The sequence below is a fragment of the Sinomicrobium pectinilyticum genome, from assembly GCF_003725735.1.
Lineage (GTDB): Bacteria > Bacteroidota > Bacteroidia > Flavobacteriales > Flavobacteriaceae > Sinomicrobium > Sinomicrobium pectinilyticum.
In genome coordinates this window covers 33,872-52,255 of sequence record NZ_RJTM01000156.1, presented here as the reverse complement: position 1 = coordinate 52,255, position 18,384 = coordinate 33,872, and the positions used below count along the sequence as shown (strand labels likewise).

At 43.9% G+C, this 18,384-nt stretch carries 15 protein-coding genes; 11 read left to right on the top strand and 4 right to left on the bottom strand.

What is annotated here, in order from left to right; genetic code table 11:
• Positions 1–901: 901 nt before the first annotated feature.
• The gene (locus tag ED312_RS20640; RefSeq protein WP_123217913.1) at positions 902–2,704 is read left to right on the top strand and encodes an alkaline phosphatase; all 1,803 of its coding nucleotides are present in this window, start codon (positions 902–904) and stop codon (positions 2,702–2,704) included.
• Between the two features lie 56 nt (positions 2,705–2,760).
• On the opposite strand, the gene metK is transcribed toward ED312_RS20640, so the two are convergent.
• Positions 2,761–4,017 (bottom strand): methionine adenosyltransferase, encoded by a 1,257-nt coding sequence (gene metK, locus ED312_RS20635; RefSeq protein WP_123217912.1) that lies wholly within the window; start codon positions 4,015–4,017, stop codon positions 2,761–2,763.
• Positions 4,018–4,322: 305 nt separating this feature from the next.
• Between metK and ED312_RS20630 the strand changes: the two genes are divergently transcribed.
• Entirely contained in the window at positions 4,323–5,603 is a 1,281-nt protein-coding gene (locus ED312_RS20630) for a serine hydrolase domain-containing protein (RefSeq protein ID WP_123217911.1), read from the top strand.
• Between the two features lie 39 nt (positions 5,604–5,642).
• Here the strand turns inward: ED312_RS20630 and ED312_RS20625 are convergent, their stop codons facing one another.
• The gene (locus ED312_RS20625; protein WP_123217910.1) at positions 5,643–6,101 is read right to left on the bottom strand and encodes a DUF4890 domain-containing protein; all 459 of its coding nucleotides are present in this window, start codon (positions 6,099–6,101) and stop codon (positions 5,643–5,645) included.
• A gap of 144 nt (positions 6,102–6,245) precedes the next feature.
• Positions 6,246–7,943: a lysine--tRNA ligase gene (gene lysS, locus ED312_RS20620; protein WP_123217909.1), complete on the bottom strand. Its 1,698-nt coding sequence runs from the start codon at positions 7,941–7,943 to the stop codon at positions 6,246–6,248.
• A 196-nt stretch (positions 7,944–8,139) separates the two neighbouring features.
• On the opposite strand from lysS, the gene ED312_RS20615 reads away from it, so the two are divergent.
• The 3 genes from ED312_RS20615 (at position 8,140) to lipB (ending at position 10,373) form a co-directional block, all read left to right on the top strand.
• On the top strand, positions 8,140–9,252 hold the full coding sequence (locus tag ED312_RS20615) for a fatty acid desaturase family protein (RefSeq protein WP_206363293.1): 1,113 nt from the start codon (positions 8,140–8,142) through the stop codon (positions 9,250–9,252).
• A gap of 162 nt (positions 9,253–9,414) precedes the next feature.
• A complete protein-coding gene (locus tag ED312_RS20610) occupies positions 9,415–9,573 on the top strand; it encodes a YqaE/Pmp3 family membrane protein (RefSeq protein ID WP_072318675.1) in 159 nt (52 codons plus the stop codon).
• 74 nt (positions 9,574–9,647) lie between these two features.
• The gene (gene lipB / locus ED312_RS20605; protein ID WP_123217919.1) at positions 9,648–10,373 is read left to right on the top strand and encodes a lipoyl(octanoyl) transferase LipB; all 726 of its coding nucleotides are present in this window, start codon (positions 9,648–9,650) and stop codon (positions 10,371–10,373) included.
• Positions 10,374–10,410: 37 nt separating this feature from the next.
• Here the strand turns inward: lipB and ED312_RS20600 are convergent, their stop codons facing one another.
• On the bottom strand, positions 10,411–11,124 hold the full coding sequence (locus ED312_RS20600; RefSeq protein WP_123217918.1) for a pyridoxine 5'-phosphate synthase: 714 nt from the start codon (positions 11,122–11,124) through the stop codon (positions 10,411–10,413).
• Positions 11,125–11,293: 169 nt separating this feature from the next.
• Here ED312_RS20600 and ED312_RS20595 point away from each other — a divergent pair, with 169 nt between their 5' ends.
• The 6 genes from ED312_RS20595 to ED312_RS20565 all read left to right on the top strand — a co-directional run bounded on the left by ED312_RS20595 (position 11,294) and on the right by ED312_RS20565 (position 18,365).
• Complete coding sequence (locus ED312_RS20595) at positions 11,294–11,950, top strand: CBS domain-containing protein (protein WP_123217908.1); 657 nt, start codon at positions 11,294–11,296, stop codon at positions 11,948–11,950.
• 17 nt (positions 11,951–11,967) lie between these two features.
• On the top strand, positions 11,968–12,852 hold the full coding sequence (locus ED312_RS20590; protein ID WP_123217907.1) for an NAD kinase: 885 nt from the start codon (positions 11,968–11,970) through the stop codon (positions 12,850–12,852).
• Positions 12,853–13,105: 253 nt separating this feature from the next.
• Positions 13,106–13,801 carry a type IX secretion system protein PorG gene (gene porG, locus ED312_RS20585; protein ID WP_123217917.1) on the top strand — a complete coding sequence of 232 codons (696 nt, stop codon included), beginning with the start codon at positions 13,106–13,108 and terminating at the stop codon, positions 13,799–13,801.
• Positions 13,802–13,897: 96 nt separating this feature from the next.
• Positions 13,898–14,641: an isoprenyl transferase gene (locus ED312_RS20580; protein WP_123217906.1), complete on the top strand. Its 744-nt coding sequence runs from the start codon at positions 13,898–13,900 to the stop codon at positions 14,639–14,641.
• A gap of 7 nt (positions 14,642–14,648) precedes the next feature.
• Positions 14,649–17,222 carry a BamA/OMP85 family outer membrane protein gene (locus ED312_RS20575; protein ID WP_123217905.1) on the top strand — a complete coding sequence of 858 codons (2,574 nt, stop codon included), beginning with the start codon at positions 14,649–14,651 and terminating at the stop codon, positions 17,220–17,222.
• 312 nt (positions 17,223–17,534) lie between these two features.
• Entirely contained in the window at positions 17,535–18,365 is an 831-nt protein-coding gene (locus ED312_RS20565) for an OmpH family outer membrane protein (RefSeq protein WP_123217903.1), read from the top strand.
• Positions 18,366–18,384: the final 19 nt, after the last annotated feature.

Below are 18,384 nucleotides of genomic sequence, written 5' to 3'. Positions count from 1 at the left end.
CCCCTGCGGGGGGTACCCCCCGCAGGGGAGAACAACCAGACAGAGTTTAATTTACAGACCCAATGAATTTGATCGGGTATATCGAGGAATCTCCTCATATCATGGTGCTGTGGTCTGCATTCGGCATATTTTTTTGCATTTTTTTATTGAGTATACCCATGTATATTATCAGGAAGCTGGGATTCGGGAAATATTTTGAAAAACCTTTTGCGATTTTAATAGGTGTTATTCTCGTTTCCTGGGTCATCGGTTTTGTAACCCAGATAATTCTATTTTTTTCGGGTGTTTCCGGATTAAGGCTGATGCTGATATGGGGTGGAATGTTTATGACCTATTTGATTTTTGGCTTGTTTAACAGGAAGATGATCTTTAAATGGGCTAATGAAAAAAATGTGTTAAAAAGAAGGGGTGCATAGCGTTCACATTTTATGGGGGATACTATATACCGGCCTTTAAGGGCTTCTTCATATACCAGTCTATTTCTTCAAAGTAAATTAACGTGAATAATGGATAAGAAAAAGGCCTCCCTTCTTCAGATGAAGAGGGGTGTCCCGCAGGCGGGACGGGGAGTTTGACCAAGCCCAAGCCCCGGATTTATCTCCAAATATTTGTGTTTTTCCCCTGGTTTGGGCTTTCAAACCCTCCGATCCCGGTTTCAATCGAAATCACGTCCCTTGATCTCAAGGCGCTGTGCTGAGCCGGTCGAAGTAGAGGAGTTTTTAAAAATACTTAAAATGAGTAGTTTGAGTGCTTTTAGTCTGTAAGTGGCTTAAACAGTATTCACGTTAAATTAACCCAATCCTAACAAACAGATAAATCCGCCTGCTTACCTTCGCTGCCTGCAAACCCGTAAGCAAAGAGGTGGAATGGAATTCATATCTTTGTTTTGTAAAAAGAATATATGTTCAGATCATCACTATCCGGATTTTTATTGTGCCTCCTGAGTCTCGGTTTTTCTTATGCCCAGCAACCGGTACAGATACATTCCCACAACGATTACGAACAGAACATTCCGTTCTGGACAGCCCTGTCGGGCGGATTGTCATCCATAGAAGTAGATATATTTCTTCGTAACGGCAGGTTATATGCTACCCATGAAGAGCATGAGATAAAGGAAGAACGGACCATAGAAAGTCTTTATCTGGAGCCTCTGAAACAGGCTTTGGAACTGGGGCTTCCCCTGCCGGAGAAGTTACAATTACTTGTAGATCTGAAATCCGAAGCCGATGCCACGCTGGGCCTGTTAACCGAAGTTTTAAAAGCATATCCGGAAATAACAGCAAACAATAATATATCCATTGTCATTTCCGGAAATCGGCCATCCCCGGAAAAATATACCGGTTACCCGGAATACATCCTTTTTGATTATCAAAGCCTGGAACGTCCCGCGGACGAAGAAATATGGGAGAAAGTAGCTATGATCAGTCTCAGTTTCAGGAACTATTCCGAATGGAACGGGTTAGGCAGGTTGACCGCAGGAGATTATGAAAAAGTAAAAGCTGTAATAGATCGTGCGCATGCCATGGGAAAGCCCTTTCGTTTCTGGGGTGCACCAGACTCCAAAACGGCCTGGAAGGCATTCACGGATATGGGGGTTGATTTTATCAATACCGATATGCCGTTCCGCGCAGCGGAATATCTGAATACCCTCGAACAGCGTGTGCATTACAATACGATTGCTTCGGAAATCTATGTCCCGACCTATGCCTCGGACGGAAAGGAAATTCCGGTGGAAAATGTTATTTTACTTATTGGTGACGGTAACGGGTTAACACAGATATCCTCTGCAGTACTGGCAAACGGAGGAGCGCTGACCCTTACGCAACTGAAGAATATAGGATTTCTTAAAACCCAGTCCGCAGATGATTTTACTACCGATTCGGCTGCCGGGGGAACGGCACTGGCAACGGGAGAAAAGACATATAACCGGGCTATAGGAATGGGAGTAACAGGGAAACCACTACAGAATATCACAGAACTTTTGTCCGGTCACGGGTTTATCTCCGGTATTATTACTACCGATAAAATGACCGGGGCAACACCTTCCGCATTTTATGCGCATAGAAAGGACCGCTCGGAAACCCGGGGTATAGCCGAAGACCTGTTGCATAGTCGCTTGTCCATGTTTATCGGAGCCGGAAAAGAAGATTTCGGTAAAGAGATCAACCGGAATTTCAAAGTATTAAATTCTTTGGGCGACCTGAAGCAAAGTAAGACAGATAGGGCAGGTGTATTTCTTTCCGAAGGCAGTTTGCCGGGAATCACGGAAGGGAGAGAAGATGTATTGGCAAAAGCTGTTACGAACGGATTGGAATTTTTATCCGCCAAAGAAAAACCTTTTTTCCTGATGGTAGAGGGAGCAAAGATAGACAGCTATGGTCATGTCAATAATACTGCGGGAATTATTTCCGAAGGGATAGATTTTGACCGTGCAATTACCGAAGCTCTGAAGTTTGCGGACAGGACGGGCAATACTCTGGTAATTGTTACAGCAGATCATGAAACCTCAGGTTTCAGCATTCCGCAAGGTAATATGAAGGAAAAAATGATAGAAGGTGATTTTACGACGAACGACCATACCGGGGTGATGGTACCTGTCTTAGCGTACGGACCGCATTCGGGAGCATTCAGGGGAGTTTATGAAAACAATGAGGTATTTCACAAAATAATCCGGGTACTAAAAATAGAAGATGGGGAAAAATAACAGAATGTTTTTCTGTTTCTTCCCCGTCATCTGGAATATCGGAGGGCTTTTTCCTTTTAAAGAGAGAAAGCCTCTTTTATTTTAGCTACATGATCCAGCTTTTCCCAGGTAAACAGTTCTACCTCTTTTTCTATTCTACCGTTATACGGAGATTCGAATATTTTGGTCACTGTCCGGGGTTCTTTGCCCATATGGCCATAGGCTGCAGTTTCCAGGTAAATAGGATTGCGGAGTTTTAACCGTTCTTCTATGGCTGCCGGACGCATATCGAAGAGTTTCTCCACTACCCGTGCAATTTCACCATCCGTGAGGTCTATATGTGCTTTACCGTACGTATTTATACTTATGGATGTAGGTTCAACCACACCGATGGCATAACTCACCTGTACCAGTACTTCGTCCGCAACCCCGGCAGCTACCAGGTTTTTTGCAATATGCCGGGCTGCATAAGCACCGCTACGGTCTACCTTGCTCGGATCTTTCCCGGAAAATGCACCTCCGCCGTGGGCGCCTTTACCGCCATAGGTATCAATGATGATTTTTCTCCCCGTGAGGCCGGTATCCCCGTGAGGCCCTCCGATAACGAATTTTCCCGTCGGGTTGATATGGTACTGTATGTTGTCCGTGAAAAGTTGCTGTAGCTTCTCCGGAAGCTGTGCCTTTACTTTGGGGATCAGGATCTCAATGATATCCTTTTTGATCTTTCGGAGCATGGCAGTATCGTCCTTATCAAAATCGTCATGCTGCGTAGATACCACAATGGTAACGATGCGCTGGGGAATATCATCATCACTATATTCTATGGTTACCTGTGCTTTGGCATCCGGCCGGAGGTAAGTGATCTCTTTTCCTTCCCTTCTTAGTTCTGCCAGGGTCTGCAGTATTTTATGGGAAATATCCAGGGCAAGCGGCATGTAGTTCTCGGTTTCCTTTGTGGCGTACCCGAACATCATCCCCTGGTCACCGGCTCCCTGTTCTTCCTTACTGGCACGGTCTACCCCCTGGTTGATATCCTGGGATTGTTCGTGAATGAGTGAAATAACCCCGCACGAATCTCCGCTGAACTGGTATTCTCCTTTCGTATATCCTATCTTGTTTATTATTTCCCTGGCGATGTTCTGGAGGTCCAGGTAGGTCTTTGATTTCACTTCCCCCGCCAGGACTACTTGTCCGGTGGTTACCAGCGTTTCACATGCTACTTTGGATTCCGAATCGAATGCCAGGAAATGGTCCAGGAGCGTATCGGATATTTGGTCTGCTACCTTGTCCGGATGTCCTTCACTGACAGACTCGGACGTAAATAAATAAGCCATTATCTTATTTTATTATTGTTATTGTATGAAGGAAAGATTGTCCGGCGAAAAGGCTAAAGCGGTTTGTCCTGCGGCATTTTAGGATGCCGGGTCCGGATGACTACAGGATAACTGTTTTAGCATTTTTTCATGAGGTTGCAATCAGTCAAATCCTTCCTCTTTTAAAAGTACGGGGACAAAGGTATGAAACGGATTTGAATTGCAAAATGAATTTATGAATTATGTTGATTTCATTGGAGGGGCAAAAACTGTGGTCTAAGGTTTTTATTTGGTATATTGCAACTTTAATCAATCATCTTTTACCAATGAAACTGAACTATATACTGTGCGGCCTTTTGCTGGCCGCGGGCACACCGATTTTTTCCCAGGAATTACATACTGCCGATCCCGGTGAAGCCGGTTTTTCCGAAGAACGCCTTTCAAGGATAGATAAAATGCTGGATGGCTATGTCTCAGACAGGAAAATAGCCGGGGCGGTCGCGCTAATCGCACATGACGGAAATATTGTTTATCACAAGGGGATCGGGTATGCGGACATCGCGGAAAAGCGAAAAATGGAACCGAATACAATCTTCCGTATAGCTTCACAGACCAAGGCTATTACCAGTGTTGCCGTAATGATGTTATACGAAGAGGGTAAACTACTGCTGGACGATCCCGTTTCGCGGTACATACCGGAATTTAAAAACCCGAAGGTTCTGGATACTTTCAATCCGGCCGATTCCACCTATTCGGCAGTTCCGGCGAAAAGGGAAGTGACCATACGTGATTTGCTGACCCATACTTCAGGGATCGGGTATGCTGTTATCGGGAGTAAAGAAACGAATGCCATTTATGCCAAGGCAGGTATTCCTGCAGGCTTTGTGGCAACGCCTGTAAAACTCGGGGACAAAATAAAGGCTCTCGGAAAACTTCCGCTGATGCATGAGCCGGGAGAAAAATTTACTTATGGTCTCAATATCGATGTTCTCGGTTATGTCGTCGAAGTGGTATCCGGAGTTTCATTGGACCGGTTTTTCCATAAAAGGATTTTCGAACCTTTGCAAATGGACGATACCTATTTTTATCTGCCGAAGGGCAAACAGGACCGGCTTGCGGAAGTATATTCGGAAAATGAAGGGGGGGAGACCGTACCGGCACCCCAGGTAAGCCATGGCGGGATCGATAAGGACTACCCCCTGTTGGGAAGCACATATTTTTCCGGAGGAGCAGGCCTTTCTTCTACAGCTTCGGACTATGCCGCTTTTCTGCAAATGCTGTTGAACGGAGGAGAATACAACGGTAAACACTTGTTGAGTCCGGATACCGTACGATTAATGACGGTAAACCAGATAGGCGAAATCAACCTGAATCACGGCAATAAGTTCGGTTTGGGTTTTGAGGTAGTCGGCAAGAGAGGGAGCGCTGTGCTTCCATGGCATGAAGGTTCCTTTTCATGGGGAGGTTATTTCGGGTCCCATTACTGGGTAGACCCCGCATCGGGGATCGTAGCCATAATCCTTACGCAGGAAGTTCCCAATAAGGAGTGGGGAGACATATCGGCAAAATTCAAGAATATGGTATATGCCGCACATACCGGAAAATAAAAAATCCTGCCGGAGCAGGATTTAAGGAAGCCTCGGGAGTTATTTGCTCCCATGACCTTTTCTTCTGTGATGAAAGGATTTTTCGGGTCTTTCATAACTTTTTTTCCATCGGGCATACTGATTTTCGTCCAGTATGTCCTTCATTTTATTCTGAACAGCAAGGCGGGCATCGAGCCTTTCATTCATAAAGGTAAAGCGCTCTTCTGCAGTCCATTCTTTTTTCTTTGCCCTGGCTTCTTTGAATTTCTCAAATCCGGCTTTTCTCTTCTCTGCAAGTTCTTTGTTGAGTTTCAGTACTTTTTGCTGCTGTGCCTGGCTGAGGTCCAGTTTAAGAGCCATCCGCTTGGTCCTCAGTTCGGCCATTTGTTCCGGCGTAAAATCCTTAAAACGCTCTACGTTGTGTTTTTTCTTTTCCAAAGTTCTTCTTTCCCTTTTTTCCTGTGCCATAACTCCCGTTACCAGTGTGAGCGCTATAGCTAAGCTCAATAACTTTTTCATCTCTTAATTTTTTATGATTTTATCATTTAGACCGGGATCGGGAGGAGAAGTTTAAATCAAAAAGTGCATTTTGTGATATTATTAATAACAAAAGCCCGGAAATACGAGGTTTTCCGGGCTGTAAATATTTGCTTTTTTCAGCGTTTAATCCTGCTCCTGTAATTCCACGGTTTTGGAATCGCCTTCTACAACAACTTTGACCAGGCCGAGTTTGGAAAGGCCTTTCATCCCCTTATCCCATGCTTTGTTGCTCAGTTCTGCAGCAGTTTTTAACTCATCCAGTGCAACGGACTTCTGTTTGCGCAGTATATCTATTATGATTTTTTCATTATCGCTGAGCTGCAACGGTTTTTTCTCCGGTCGCATTTGCGGGAAGAACAGTACTTCCTGTATAGAAGCGTTGTTAGTCATCAGCATTACCAGGCGGTCTATTCCTATCCCTATTCCTGATGTAGGAGGCATGCCGTATTCCAGGGCCCGGAGGAAATCCTGATCGATAAACATGGCCTCGTCGTCTCCTTTTTCGGACAATTTGAGCTGGTCCTCAAACCGCTGACGCTGATCAATGGGATCGTTCAGCTCGGAATAGGCATTTGCAAGCTCCTTTCCGTTTACCATAAGCTCAAAACGCTCGGTTAATTCGGGGTTGTCCCGGTGTTCCTTGGTAAGCGGGCTCATTTCTTTCGGATAATCCGTGATAAATGTAGGCTGAATGTAATGGTGCTCACATTTTTCCCCGAAAATCTCATCTATCAGCTTACCTTTCCCCATCGTATTATCCGCCGGGATATCCAGGTTTTTACAAACTTCACGGAGTTGCTCTTCATCCATGCCGGCAATGTCGTAACCGGTATGTTCTTTGATGGCCTGTAATATAGGAACCCGCGGATAGGGTGCTTTAAAGTTTATTTCATTTTTACCTACCTTTATCCTGGTAGTACCGTTGGAGTCCATGGCTACTTTTTCAAGTAATTGCTCCGTAGTGTCCATCATCCAGTGATAATCTTTATAGGCAACATACAGTTCCATTACTGTGAATTCGGGGTTATGGGTACGGTCCATTCCTTCGTTCCGGAAGTCCTTTGCAAATTCATACACACCATCAAATCCTCCTACAATAAGCCTTTTAAGGTATAATTCATTGGCAATACGAAGATATAGCGGAATGTTTAACGCATTGTGATGGGTAATAAAAGGTCTGGCTGCTGCCCCGCCCGGAATAGGTTGCAGTATGGGGGTTTCTACCTCCAGATACCCTCTGCTGTTAAAAAAGTCCCGGATACTGTTGGTGATCCTGGTCCGTTTTATAAAAGTTTCCTTTACATGCGGGTTGACCACCAGGTCTACATAGCGCTGGCGATAACGCAGTTCCGGATCATTAAATTCGTCATAAGTTCTCCCCTCGTTGTCCACTTTAGGTAGCGGGAGCGGTCGCAGAGATTTGTTAAGAACGGTAAAATCCCTGACCATTACGGTTATTTCTCCTACCTGCGTGGTAAACAGTTCTCCTTTAACTCCTATGATATCGCCTATGTCCAGCAGCTTTTTATATACTTCGTTGTATTTGGTCTTGTCCTCGCCGAGGCATATTTCATCACGATTGAAATATACCTGGATTCTCCCTTCGCTGTCCTGTAACTCGGCGAAAGAAGCTTTGCCCTGTATCCTTCTGCTCATCAGACGTCCGGCGATAATCACCTCTTTTCCCTCTTTATAATGGTCTTTTAGTTGCAGGGATGTATTGTCTACCGGATACAAAGCTGCAGGGTAAGGGTCTATTCCTAATTCCCTTAATTTGCCGAGTTTTTCCCTTCTTACGGTTTCCTGTTCTGAAAGCTGCATAATTAAGCTGTAAATTAATTTCAGTACTTCTTTTAAAAGTGCAAAGATAATTACAATTTATATTATAAGCATGTAGTAAATGACATCGTGTAAAAGTGATAAAACTATGCAAAAACTATTGGGAATTGTAGAGTAAGCCGTATTTTTACTATTCGAAAACGGCTTACTCAAGTGGAGAACATAAAAAATACTTTTTATGGAGAAAAATCTACACAACGCGAACCAGGCTCCCAGGTATAAATTAGACCGCGAAGTAAATCACCTACGGGAAATCCGGAAAAGAGTAAATAAAAGAGTCTGCCAGGTCAGCCCCCTGCGCGTGAGGATGATGAAACTGAAAGTAATCTTCTTTCCGCTCCTTTACATTGGTCTATATTTTTATACCCTGCATTCATGGCCCGATCGTCTCTTGTATTATTCCGGTTATTTTCTTATGGGGCTGTTTCTGGTAATTATTTTTCTTACGGTCATTCATGAGGTAGCTCATGACAATGTATTCCGGAAAAAGAACTGGAACAGGTTGTTTCTGTATTTTTTTGATATTTTGGGCGCAAACAGTTACATCTGGAAAAAACGGCACCAGATTATGCATCATAATTATCCGAATTTAAAAGGATGGGATACGGATATAGAACAGAGCGACCTCTTTAAGATATATCCGGATAAACATCATACCAAATTTCACCGGGTACAACATCACCTTATGTTTTTACTGTATCCGCTATATCTCTTTAACTGGTTACTGGTCCGTGATTTCAAGGATTTCTTTTCTGAAGAACGGATCATCAGGAAAACGGTAAAAATCCCCCGCATGGAATTTGCAAAACTCTTTTTCTTTAAGTTTTTATATACGTTTTATATGTTCTTTGTGCCCTGGTATTTTTACAGTATTCCTTTTATGGCGGTTTTTGCCGGCTTTCTGTTACTTACATTCACGGCCAGTGTGTTTGCCCTAGCCGTTCTCCTACCTCCGCATGCAAACCTGGAGAATGAATTCCCGGAAATAGGGGCAAACCTGGAAGTGCCTTCCACATGGATAGAGCACCAGTTGCGGACGACCAGTGATATAAGCACTCATAACTGGTTTATAGACTTTTTTATGGGGAATTTTAATTATCATGTAGCCCATCACCTGTTCCCGAATCTCAATTATATTTACATGAAAGAAGCAACCGAAGAGATTGCCGGTTATGCACAGGAGCATCATTTACAGTACAAGCAGTTTACTTTTGCCCATGCACTGAAAAACCATTATCGGCTGGTAAGGGCGAATGCACTGAACCAATCGGTCTTAGAAGAAACTTTTTAAGGCAGACTGTGGTGGAAAATAAAAAATAAACTGTAACAAAAAGTCCCGATTACAGTCTTATGAGTACCATCGATCAAAAAGCAGGAATATTGCCATCGGAACAATTCGCAGCCCTCCGGGGAGGGTGCCGGAGTGCGATACCTGCAATAAAAAATAATATTTATGAGTATCTGGAGAGTATTGTTGTCTATTCTGTTTCCGCCCCTGGCTGTTCTGGACAAGGGATGTGGTTCTGTTGTCATTGTTTTTTTACTGACCCTTTGCGGCTGGATTCCGGGGGTTATTGCGGCACTCGTCATTCTGAATAATCCGAACAGGTAGGCCGGGCTTCCTGTGGAAGGATGCCCGGAGGGTATACCGGTCGGAATTCACACTTTAATCTTTATCTTTGCATTATGAACAAGCAAGTGGAAATACAGGACCTGGGGTTCCGCGATTATAAGGAAGTGTGGGACTACCAGGAAGAACTTTTTCAGGGCATACTGGAGCTTAAAATGAAGAACAGGAGAGAAGGTACGGAGCTGAAGACGCCCAACTACCTTTTGTTCGTGGAACATCCGCATGTTTATACATTGGGAAAAAGCGGGGATATGCAGCATATGTTGCTCGATGAAAAACAACTCGCGGGAAAGGGAGCATCATTTTATAAGATCAACAGGGGAGGGGACATTACATATCACGGCCCCGGCCAGATTGTCGGCTATCCTATTCTGGACCTCGATAATTATTTTACCGACATCCATAAATATCTCCGTTACCTCGAGGAAGTGATCATCCGTACCCTTGCCGAATACGGCGTAAAAGCAGCCCGGAGTGAAGGCGAGACCGGGGTATGGCTGGATGTGGGAACACCGTTTGCAAGGAAAATATGCGCTATGGGTGTAAGGGCATCCCGGTGGGTGACCATGCATGGTTTTGCGCTGAACGTCAATGCCGACCTGGGATATTTTGACAATATAGTGCCCTGCGGTATACGGGGAAAAGCCGTGACCTCGCTGAATGTGGAACTGGGAAAACAGGAAGTATCTCAAAAGGAAGTAAAGGAAAAAATACAGAAGCATTTTTTCGGACTTTTCGAGGCAGAACCACTGGCAACAGCCGGAACTATTGTGGCTGAATAGTCTCTTCTATGGAATCTTCCTGTTTCCCCAGGGGCTCTTACTTCAACTTGTTCAGGTACATGTTTACGACGTTCTCTATGCCCAGGTAGAGAGATTCGGCGATAAGGGCATGGCCGATGGAAACTTCGAGTAATCCCGGAATATTTTCTTTGAAAAAACGGACATTGTCCAGGCTGAGGTCGTGTCCGGCATTAATGCCCAACCCCAGGGAATTTGCCACTTTTGCTGCTTCAGTATAAGGAGTTATTCCGCTTTTGTCCCCTTTTTCATAAGCCGAGGCATAGGCTTCGGTGTACAGTTCCACCCGGTCCGTTCCTGTGGCTACCGCCCCTTCGATCATTTTAGTGTCCGGGTCGGTGAAAATAGAGGTTCGTATGCCGTTCCGCTTGAATTCCGTGATTACTTCCCGAAGGAAATCCTTGTGTTTCACCGTATCCCATCCCGCATTGGAAGTAATAGCATTTTCCGCATCCGGTACCAAGGTTACCTGGGTGGGTTTTACCTCGAGAACGAGCTCCATAAATTTTTCAACCGGATTACCTTCTATGTTGTATTCCGTACGGACTATGCCCTTCAGGTCCCTGGCGTCCTGATACCGTATGTGACGTTCGTCCGGTCTCGGGTGTATGGTAATTCCCTGTGCGCCAAAATCCTCTATATCCTTCGCCATTTTCAGAAGATCCGGCACATTGCCACCTCTTGAATTTCGCAGGGTGGCTATTTTATTGATATTTACGCTTAACTTGGTCATACAAATAATAAATATGGACAAAAATACAAAGTTCATCCTGCTTTTTTCTCACATAATTTAATTAATTTGCTGTCCGAAATATAAGTTGAGAGCATGTAAGTGCTGCCTGAAAGCGCAGAAGAACAGAGAGGAGAGGTCCTGTAAGCCTTTTGAAATGTAAAAAACAGGTATGGAGATAAATTCTTTTATAAATTATGATGTCCCGCCGGTATCCCCGGACGATACCGTCAGGCAAGTACAGCAGTTGTTTTTTGAGCTTACCAATACCCACCTGCCTGTAGTAAGCGACGGGCACTTGGTAGGTAATATCTCTGAAGAAGACATGGCTGGTTTTGATCTTGACAAAAAGGTGTCGGATTACCATTATGCACTCGATGTTTTTTTTGTAAATGAAAATACCAACTGGCTCGAAGTTCTGGAAGCGTTTGCAAAGAACAATGCCAATATAATGCCCGTACTGAGTAAGGAGGGCAAATATCTCGGCTATTACGAACTTACCGATGTCATGGGGCTTTTCCGGGAGACGCCCTTTTTTAATGAACCCGGAGGAATACTGATTGTCGAAAAGGGAAGTGCCGATTTTACCTTTAGTGAAATATCGCAAATTGTGGAAAGTGATAACGGCAAACTGTTGGGAGCATTTATTTCACGGAATGAAGGAGATTTAACGCAGATAACGCTCAAGGTAGGGAATACGGGGCTCAATTCCATAATGCAATCATTCCGGAGGTACGGGTACAATATTATTTTAGGACATGAGGATGATATATATATGGAAAACTTAAAAGAAAGATCAAATTATTTAAGGAAGTTCCTTAATATATAAAAAATGATTCCCTCTGTATGAAGGTAGGTGTATTCGGGCAGTTTTATCACGATGGCAGTGAGGAATATGTACTCACGCTGCTGGAAGTTTTGGGCGAAAAAGGCATTGAAGTGATCGTCGAGGCGAAGTACCTGGAACTTATCCGGCATTTTCTGGATGGTAAGAGAACATACGCCACATTTTCTTCGTTTGATGACCTGGATTCCGGTTGTGATATGTTTTTCAGTATGGGAGGTGATGGTACCATTTTACGGACGGTCCTTTACATCCGTGATCTCGGTATTCCCGTATTGGGAATAAATACGGGGAGGCTCGGATTTCTGGCTACAGTACAGAAAGAGAACATACGCCAGGCGGTAGACAGTATAATCCGGGGAGAATACGACGTGGTAGACAGGACCCTTCTGGAAATAAACACAAATCCAGAGAACAAAGATCTGACCGAATTGAATTTTGCACTGAACGAAGTTGCGGTAAACCGAAAAGATACGACCTCCATGATTACCGTGGCAACATATCTGAATGATGAGTATCTTACTTCTTATTGGGCGGACGGGCTTATTATTGCCACACCTACCGGTTCTACCGGGTATTCCCTGAGTTGCGGCGGACCGGTGCTCACTCCGGATACTACGGGGTTTGTGCTCACCCCCATAGCACCTCATAATCTCAATGCCAGGCCTTTGGTTATCCCGGACGATACCGTAATCAAATTAAAGGTCTCGGGAAGAGAACCGAATTACCTTGTTTCCCTCGATTCCAGGTTGGCCACATTGACGGAAGAAACGGAAATAATCATTCAGAAAGCCCCCTTTACCATGAAAATGATAGAACTAAGGGCGGAAAGTTTTTTAAAGACACTCAGAAATAAACTCCTTTGGGGAGAGGACAGGCGCAATTAAAGTCTCCTTCCATTACATAATGAAAGACACGAAAAAAATAACTGCTTTTGCAGGCCCGGGAATTACATACGGCAGAAACAACGGGAATATGGGAAAAAGGAAGGCCAGCGCACGTGAAAGGCGTTTAAATGACCTTATGTTTCATTTCCGGAAAACAATAAAAAACCTTTAAATCTGTTGTTTAAGCATACTAATTTAAAGGAAATTACCCATGAGCAATCTTAATTATTATATTTGCGAACTTTTAGAGCATATGAGAAAAGTAGCGATCATCGTCTTTTTTCTGTTGGGTGTACAGGCCGGAATGGCCCAGATACATGAAATAGGGGTGTTTCTCGGAGGAAGTAATTTTATAGGAGATGTGGGAAAGACCAACTATATCAACCCCAATAAACTGGCAGTCGGGGGATTGTATAAGTGGAATAAGAGTACGCGGTATGCATACCGGGCAAGTTTGTCGTACTCCAAGTTGCATGCGGATGATGCGGATTCGGGTAATTCCGGAAGAGCGGAACGAGGATATTCGTTTTCCAACCGCATACTGGAAGCTTCGTTGGGAATGGAGTTCCATTTTTGGGAATATGACCTGCATACCCTTCACAAACCCTTTACTCCCTATATTTACGGGGCGGTTGCAGCGTTTAATTACCGTATGCTCTATTATAGTGAAGCCATGGGGAGACTGACAACGCAGGAGAGAAGAACGTCCATTGCCTTTCCTTTCGGGCTGGGCGTAAAAGGAGAAGTATTGCCCAATCTGGTATTGGGAGCAGAAGTCATAGCGAGATATACGCTTGCCAATGATCTGGACGGAAGTAACCCGGCAAGAGACCCGGGAGTGGAATATGAGCGCTTCGGAAATTATAACAGTAAAGACTGGTATGTCTTTAGCGGCATTACCATAACCTATACATTCGGTAAAAGGCCATGTACCTTTTGCTATGAATAAGAGATCCGTTTTTCGCGGTGCAGCGGACAGGTTTACTACCTGTGAAGGAGAAGAAAAATATAACGGGTAAAAGCACCCGCTGATGAATATGCTTTAATGGATAAGATAAAAGACGTCATAGATAAGGAAAGGTTGCCAAAGCATATTGCTATTATAATGGATGGCAATGGCCGATGGGCAAAACAAAGAGGTAAATTAAGAGTGTTCGGCCATGAAAAAGGTGCCGTTGCAGTACGCCAGATAGTGGAAGGGTGTGCCGAACTGGGGGTGGAAAATCTGACCCTTTATGCGTTTTCAACCGAAAACTGGAACAGGCCAAGACTGGAAGTGGAAACCCTGATGAAACTCCTTATCACGTCATTGCGCAAAGAACTCAAGACACTTACCGATAATAATATCCGGCTCCAGGCCATCGGAAGGATGGAATTACTGCCCGCCACCGTGTCCAAAAAACTGGAGACTGTTATTGAAAAGACCAAAAATAACAACCGGATGACACTTACTCTTGCACTCAGCTATGGCTCCAGAGAAGAACTTAAAAACGCGGTACAGGCGATAAGTTTTAAAGTTAAAAATAATATAATTTCTGCCGAAGATATTGACGAATCGGTTATAAATGAGCATCTTTACACGCAAAATTTACCGGATGTAGACCTGCTTATCCGTACTAGCGGCGAGGTTCGGGTGAGTAATTTTTTGCTGTGGCAGATAGCCTATGCCGAGCTTTATTTTACGGAAACCCTATGGCCGGATTTTAATAAGGAAAAACTGTATGAGGCAATTTTAAACTATCAAAACAGGGAACGTAGATTTGGAAAAACTAGCGAACAACTTAACTGAGAATAGCATGCGCAAGAGATTTTTTGGAGTAATTATCACATTCTTTGTGCTTCTTTGCAATAACGCCGTTTTAACGGCCCAGGAAATTAAGTTTGATAAAGGAAAGAAATATATACTGGGGGGGATTGAAGTTACCGGGGTAAAAAGTTATAATACACAAACCGTAATTACCTATAGTGGCCTTCGTGTAGGCCAGGAGATAACCGTTCCCGGAGAACAGATCACCAATGTTATTAAAAAGTTGTGGAAACTGGAGTTGTTCAGCGATGTAAACTTCTATATCGACCATATAGAGGGTGACAAGATCTTCCTGGAACTCAATATACAGGAAGTACCCACCCTTTCTTCCGTGAAAATAGAAGGAATAAAAAAGAAAAAAGGAGAAGCTGTACTTAAGGAGGCGGATATAAAGAAAGGCAAAAGGGTTACGGAGAGTTTCATTACCAACACTAAGAACTTTCTCGTAAACAAATATAAAAAACAAGGCTTTTTACACGCGAAAGCCAATATTATTACCGCTCCCGATACTTCTGCGGTGAATGCCGTGAAAATGCAGGTAAATATAAACAGGGGAGAAAAGGTAAAAGTGAAAGACATTACCTTCGACGGCAATGAGGCGCTGAAAGATAAAACGCTTCGAAAAGCTATGAAGAATACCAAGCGAAAAGCTTTCGGCCGTTTCTGGAAAAAGTCCAAATTCATTCCCGAAGATTACAAGACAGACCTCGTATCGCTTATTGACAAGTATAAGGAAAAAGGTTACAGGGATGCCAGGATAATTGCAGATACGGTGATCGATAACGGGACCAGTAAGATAAATATCAATATAGACCTCGAAGAAGGCGATAAGTATTATTTCGGAAAGATCGATTTTGTGGGGAACACGGTGTACAGTGACCGGCAACTCGCTTCCATCCTGGGAATAGAGCCGGGAGATACCTATAATGGAGTACTGCTGCGAAAAAGGATACAGGATGAGACCAAACCGGATGGTGAAGATATTACCAACCTTTATCAGAACAACGGTTATCTGTTCTCTTCTATTAACCCGGTGGAAATATCTGCGAAAAACGATACCATTGATTTTGAAATACGAATCATAGAAGGTAAGCTGGCTTATTTTAACGATGTACGGGTTAGCGGTAACGACAAGACCAACGACCATGTTATCTACAGGGAAATCCGTACCAGGCCGGGACAGAAATACAGTAAAGAAAATGTTATCCGTACGATAAGGGAACTCGGAGGACTCGGGTATTTTGACCAGGAAGCGGTTGTTCCTAACATCAAGAATGCCAATCCGGATGCCGGTACCGTCGATATCGAATACGGCCTTACCGAAAAAGGCTCCAGCCAGATAGAGCTGCAGGGAGGTTATGGTGGCGGTGGATTTATCGGTACACTGGGATTGTCATTCAGTAACTTTGCTATTAAGGATATATTTAATAAAAAAGCATACAAACCCGTACCTATGGGAGATGGTCAGACCCTGGCATTGCGATTGCAGGCCAGCCGTTTTTACCAGACCTATAGCTTCTCCTTTGCAGAACCGTGGTTAGGAGGTAAAAAACCTACACAGTTCTCCGCTTCATTATCGCACAGCCGCCAGTTCTACTACGACTGGAGAACAGGAAGGCCGGATAAAAGTCAGCGTTTTTACATAACCAGTTTAACATTCGGTCTGGCCAAACGGCTCGAAGTCCCGGATGATTACTTTACGTTGTCACATGCCCTGAGCTTCCAGTACTACGACCTGGAGAATTATAACATAGGACTTTTCGGTTTCGGCAGCAGTGGTTTTGCAAGAAACATAGCCTATACCATAGCGCTTTCGAGGGATAACAGGTTCCCTAAGCTTATATATCCCCGTACGGGATCGAGGTTTACGATCTCTGCCAGGGTAACCCCACCGTACTCCCTGTTTGATGGTGTGGACTATGCCAACCTGGGAGATAAAGAAGAGTTTCAGGCTAGGGATGAGAACGGAGATATAATACTGGACGAGAATAATCAACCGGAGCCCGATGTACAAAAAATAGAACAGGAAAAGATCAAGTGGCTGGAATTCTACAAGATTAAGTTTGACGGGGAATGGTATAACAGGCTTGTCGGTGATCTCGTATTGAAAACATCAGCTAATTTCGGTTACCTCGGAGCCTATAATCAGGACAGGGGGGTCGTGCCTTTCGAACGATTCTTCCTGGGAGGAGACGGAATGGCGAACTACACACTGGACAGTAGGGAAACCGTACAGCTGAGAGGTTATCCGAACCAGTCTCTATCGCCGAATATCGGTTCTACGATATACAATAAGTTTTCTATGGAACTGCGGTATCCTTTAACCCTTAAACCGTCGGCTTCCATATATGGGCTTGTTTTTGCCGAAGGAGGGGCTGCTTTCGACAGCTTTAAGAACTACAACCCGTTCCAGCTGAAAAGGTCTGCAGGCTTTGGTCTGCGTATCTTTATGCCGGCATTCGGATTGCTGGGTATAGATTTCGGACACGGGTTCGATTCTATAGACGGTACCGGGCAAAAGAACGGATGGGAAACACATTTCATTATCGGACAGCAATTTTAACTTTGGCACGATATTTTCTATAGTAACAGGGCTGGTATGTATTAATACATTAAAGTTCTTCCAGGTAGTGGTATTGTTGTGGCCGGATGATAATGTATGAATAATATGTTTCCGGGGAATGCCTGAAGCGATGAAGATGCCGGAGGTGGAAACGATCTGTAAGGTTCTTACACATTTTCTGAGGAATATGCTTCAGGGACTTAGCCGGTGATAAATATAATTTCGGTTCCGGAAGAAAATATATCTTTGCATTATGGCCGGAGTTTGCCAAAAAAATTGTTAATTTCAGGCGAAATTTCAAACAATAAACAAATGAAGGCTAAAGTTCTTGTTGTACTGTTATTGGCATCCGCATGGGCGGCACAGGCTCAGAGAGGGGTGAGGATAGCATATATAGATATGGAATATATCCTGGAAAACGTGCAGGAATACCAGGAAGCCAGTTCGCAACTGAATGCAAGGGTGGAAAAGTGGAAAATGGAAGTGGAAGAAAAGAAAAACGCCATTGCACAGATGAAAAAGGAACTGGATGCCGAAAAAGTATTGCTCACCAAAGAACTGATAGAAGAAAGAGAGGAAGAGATACAACTGGCAGAAGAAGAAATGTTGCAATACCAACAGGACAGGTTCGGGCCGGAAGGAGATATGATCCGCCAGAAGCATTTGTTGGTAAAGCCGGTGCAGGACAGAGTTTTTAATGCAGTACAGGAAATAGCTAACAGAAGGGCATATGATTTTGTTTTTGACAGGTCTGCCGATGTAGTTATGTTGTATTCCAATAAAAAACACGATATTAGCGACCAAATTTTGAAAAGCATAGACCGGACAAGGAAAACAGAGGAGAGGAACTCGGGAAGTGCGAAGAATAAATTCGAAGATGTAAACCGGGAAGTAGATCCGGACAGGCAGGCAGCGAAAGAAAGAGTGGAGGAAGAAAGGGACGAAAGGGCCCGTATACTGGAAGAGAAAAGACAGGAGAGGATCCGGGAAAGAGAAGAAAGAAAGCGGGAATACGAAGAGAGAAGACAACAGATACTGGAAGAAAGAGAGGCCTACAGAAAGGCCAAAGAAGAAGAGAGGAGAAAAAAACGGGAAGAAAGAGAGCAAGAGAAAGAAGAAGAAGAAAATAACGATAACAATTAACACTTAAACATTTATTATT

Bases quoted from the DNA above. Each gene is read 5' to 3' on its own strand.
- ED312_RS20640 (WP_123217913.1), top strand. From the start codon at position 902: ATGTTCAGATCATCACTATCCGGATTTTTATTGTGCCTCCTGAGTCTC.
- metK (WP_123217912.1), bottom strand. From the start codon at position 4,017: ATGGCTTATTTATTTACGTCCGAGTCTGTCAGTGAAGGACATCCGGAC.
- ED312_RS20630 (WP_123217911.1), top strand. From the start codon at position 4,323: ATGAAACTGAACTATATACTGTGCGGCCTTTTGCTGGCCGCGGGCACA.
- ED312_RS20625 (WP_123217910.1), bottom strand. From the start codon at position 6,101: ATGAAAAAGTTATTGAGCTTAGCTATAGCGCTCACACTGGTAACGGGA.
- lysS (WP_123217909.1), bottom strand. From the start codon at position 7,943: ATGCAGCTTTCAGAACAGGAAACCGTAAGAAGGGAAAAACTCGGCAAA.
- ED312_RS20615 (WP_206363293.1), top strand. From the start codon at position 8,140: ATGGAGAAAAATCTACACAACGCGAACCAGGCTCCCAGGTATAAATTA.
- ED312_RS20610 (WP_072318675.1), top strand. From the start codon at position 9,415: ATGAGTATCTGGAGAGTATTGTTGTCTATTCTGTTTCCGCCCCTGGCT.
- lipB (WP_123217919.1), top strand. From the start codon at position 9,648: ATGAACAAGCAAGTGGAAATACAGGACCTGGGGTTCCGCGATTATAAG.
- ED312_RS20600 (WP_123217918.1), bottom strand. From the start codon at position 11,124: ATGACCAAGTTAAGCGTAAATATCAATAAAATAGCCACCCTGCGAAAT.
- ED312_RS20595 (WP_123217908.1), top strand. From the start codon at position 11,294: ATGGAGATAAATTCTTTTATAAATTATGATGTCCCGCCGGTATCCCCG.
- ED312_RS20590 (WP_123217907.1), top strand. From the start codon at position 11,968: ATGAAGGTAGGTGTATTCGGGCAGTTTTATCACGATGGCAGTGAGGAA.
- porG (WP_123217917.1), top strand. From the start codon at position 13,106: ATGAGAAAAGTAGCGATCATCGTCTTTTTTCTGTTGGGTGTACAGGCC.
- ED312_RS20580 (WP_123217906.1), top strand. From the start codon at position 13,898: ATGGATAAGATAAAAGACGTCATAGATAAGGAAAGGTTGCCAAAGCAT.
- ED312_RS20575 (WP_123217905.1), top strand. From the start codon at position 14,649: ATGCGCAAGAGATTTTTTGGAGTAATTATCACATTCTTTGTGCTTCTT.
- ED312_RS20565 (WP_123217903.1), top strand. From the start codon at position 17,535: ATGAAGGCTAAAGTTCTTGTTGTACTGTTATTGGCATCCGCATGGGCG.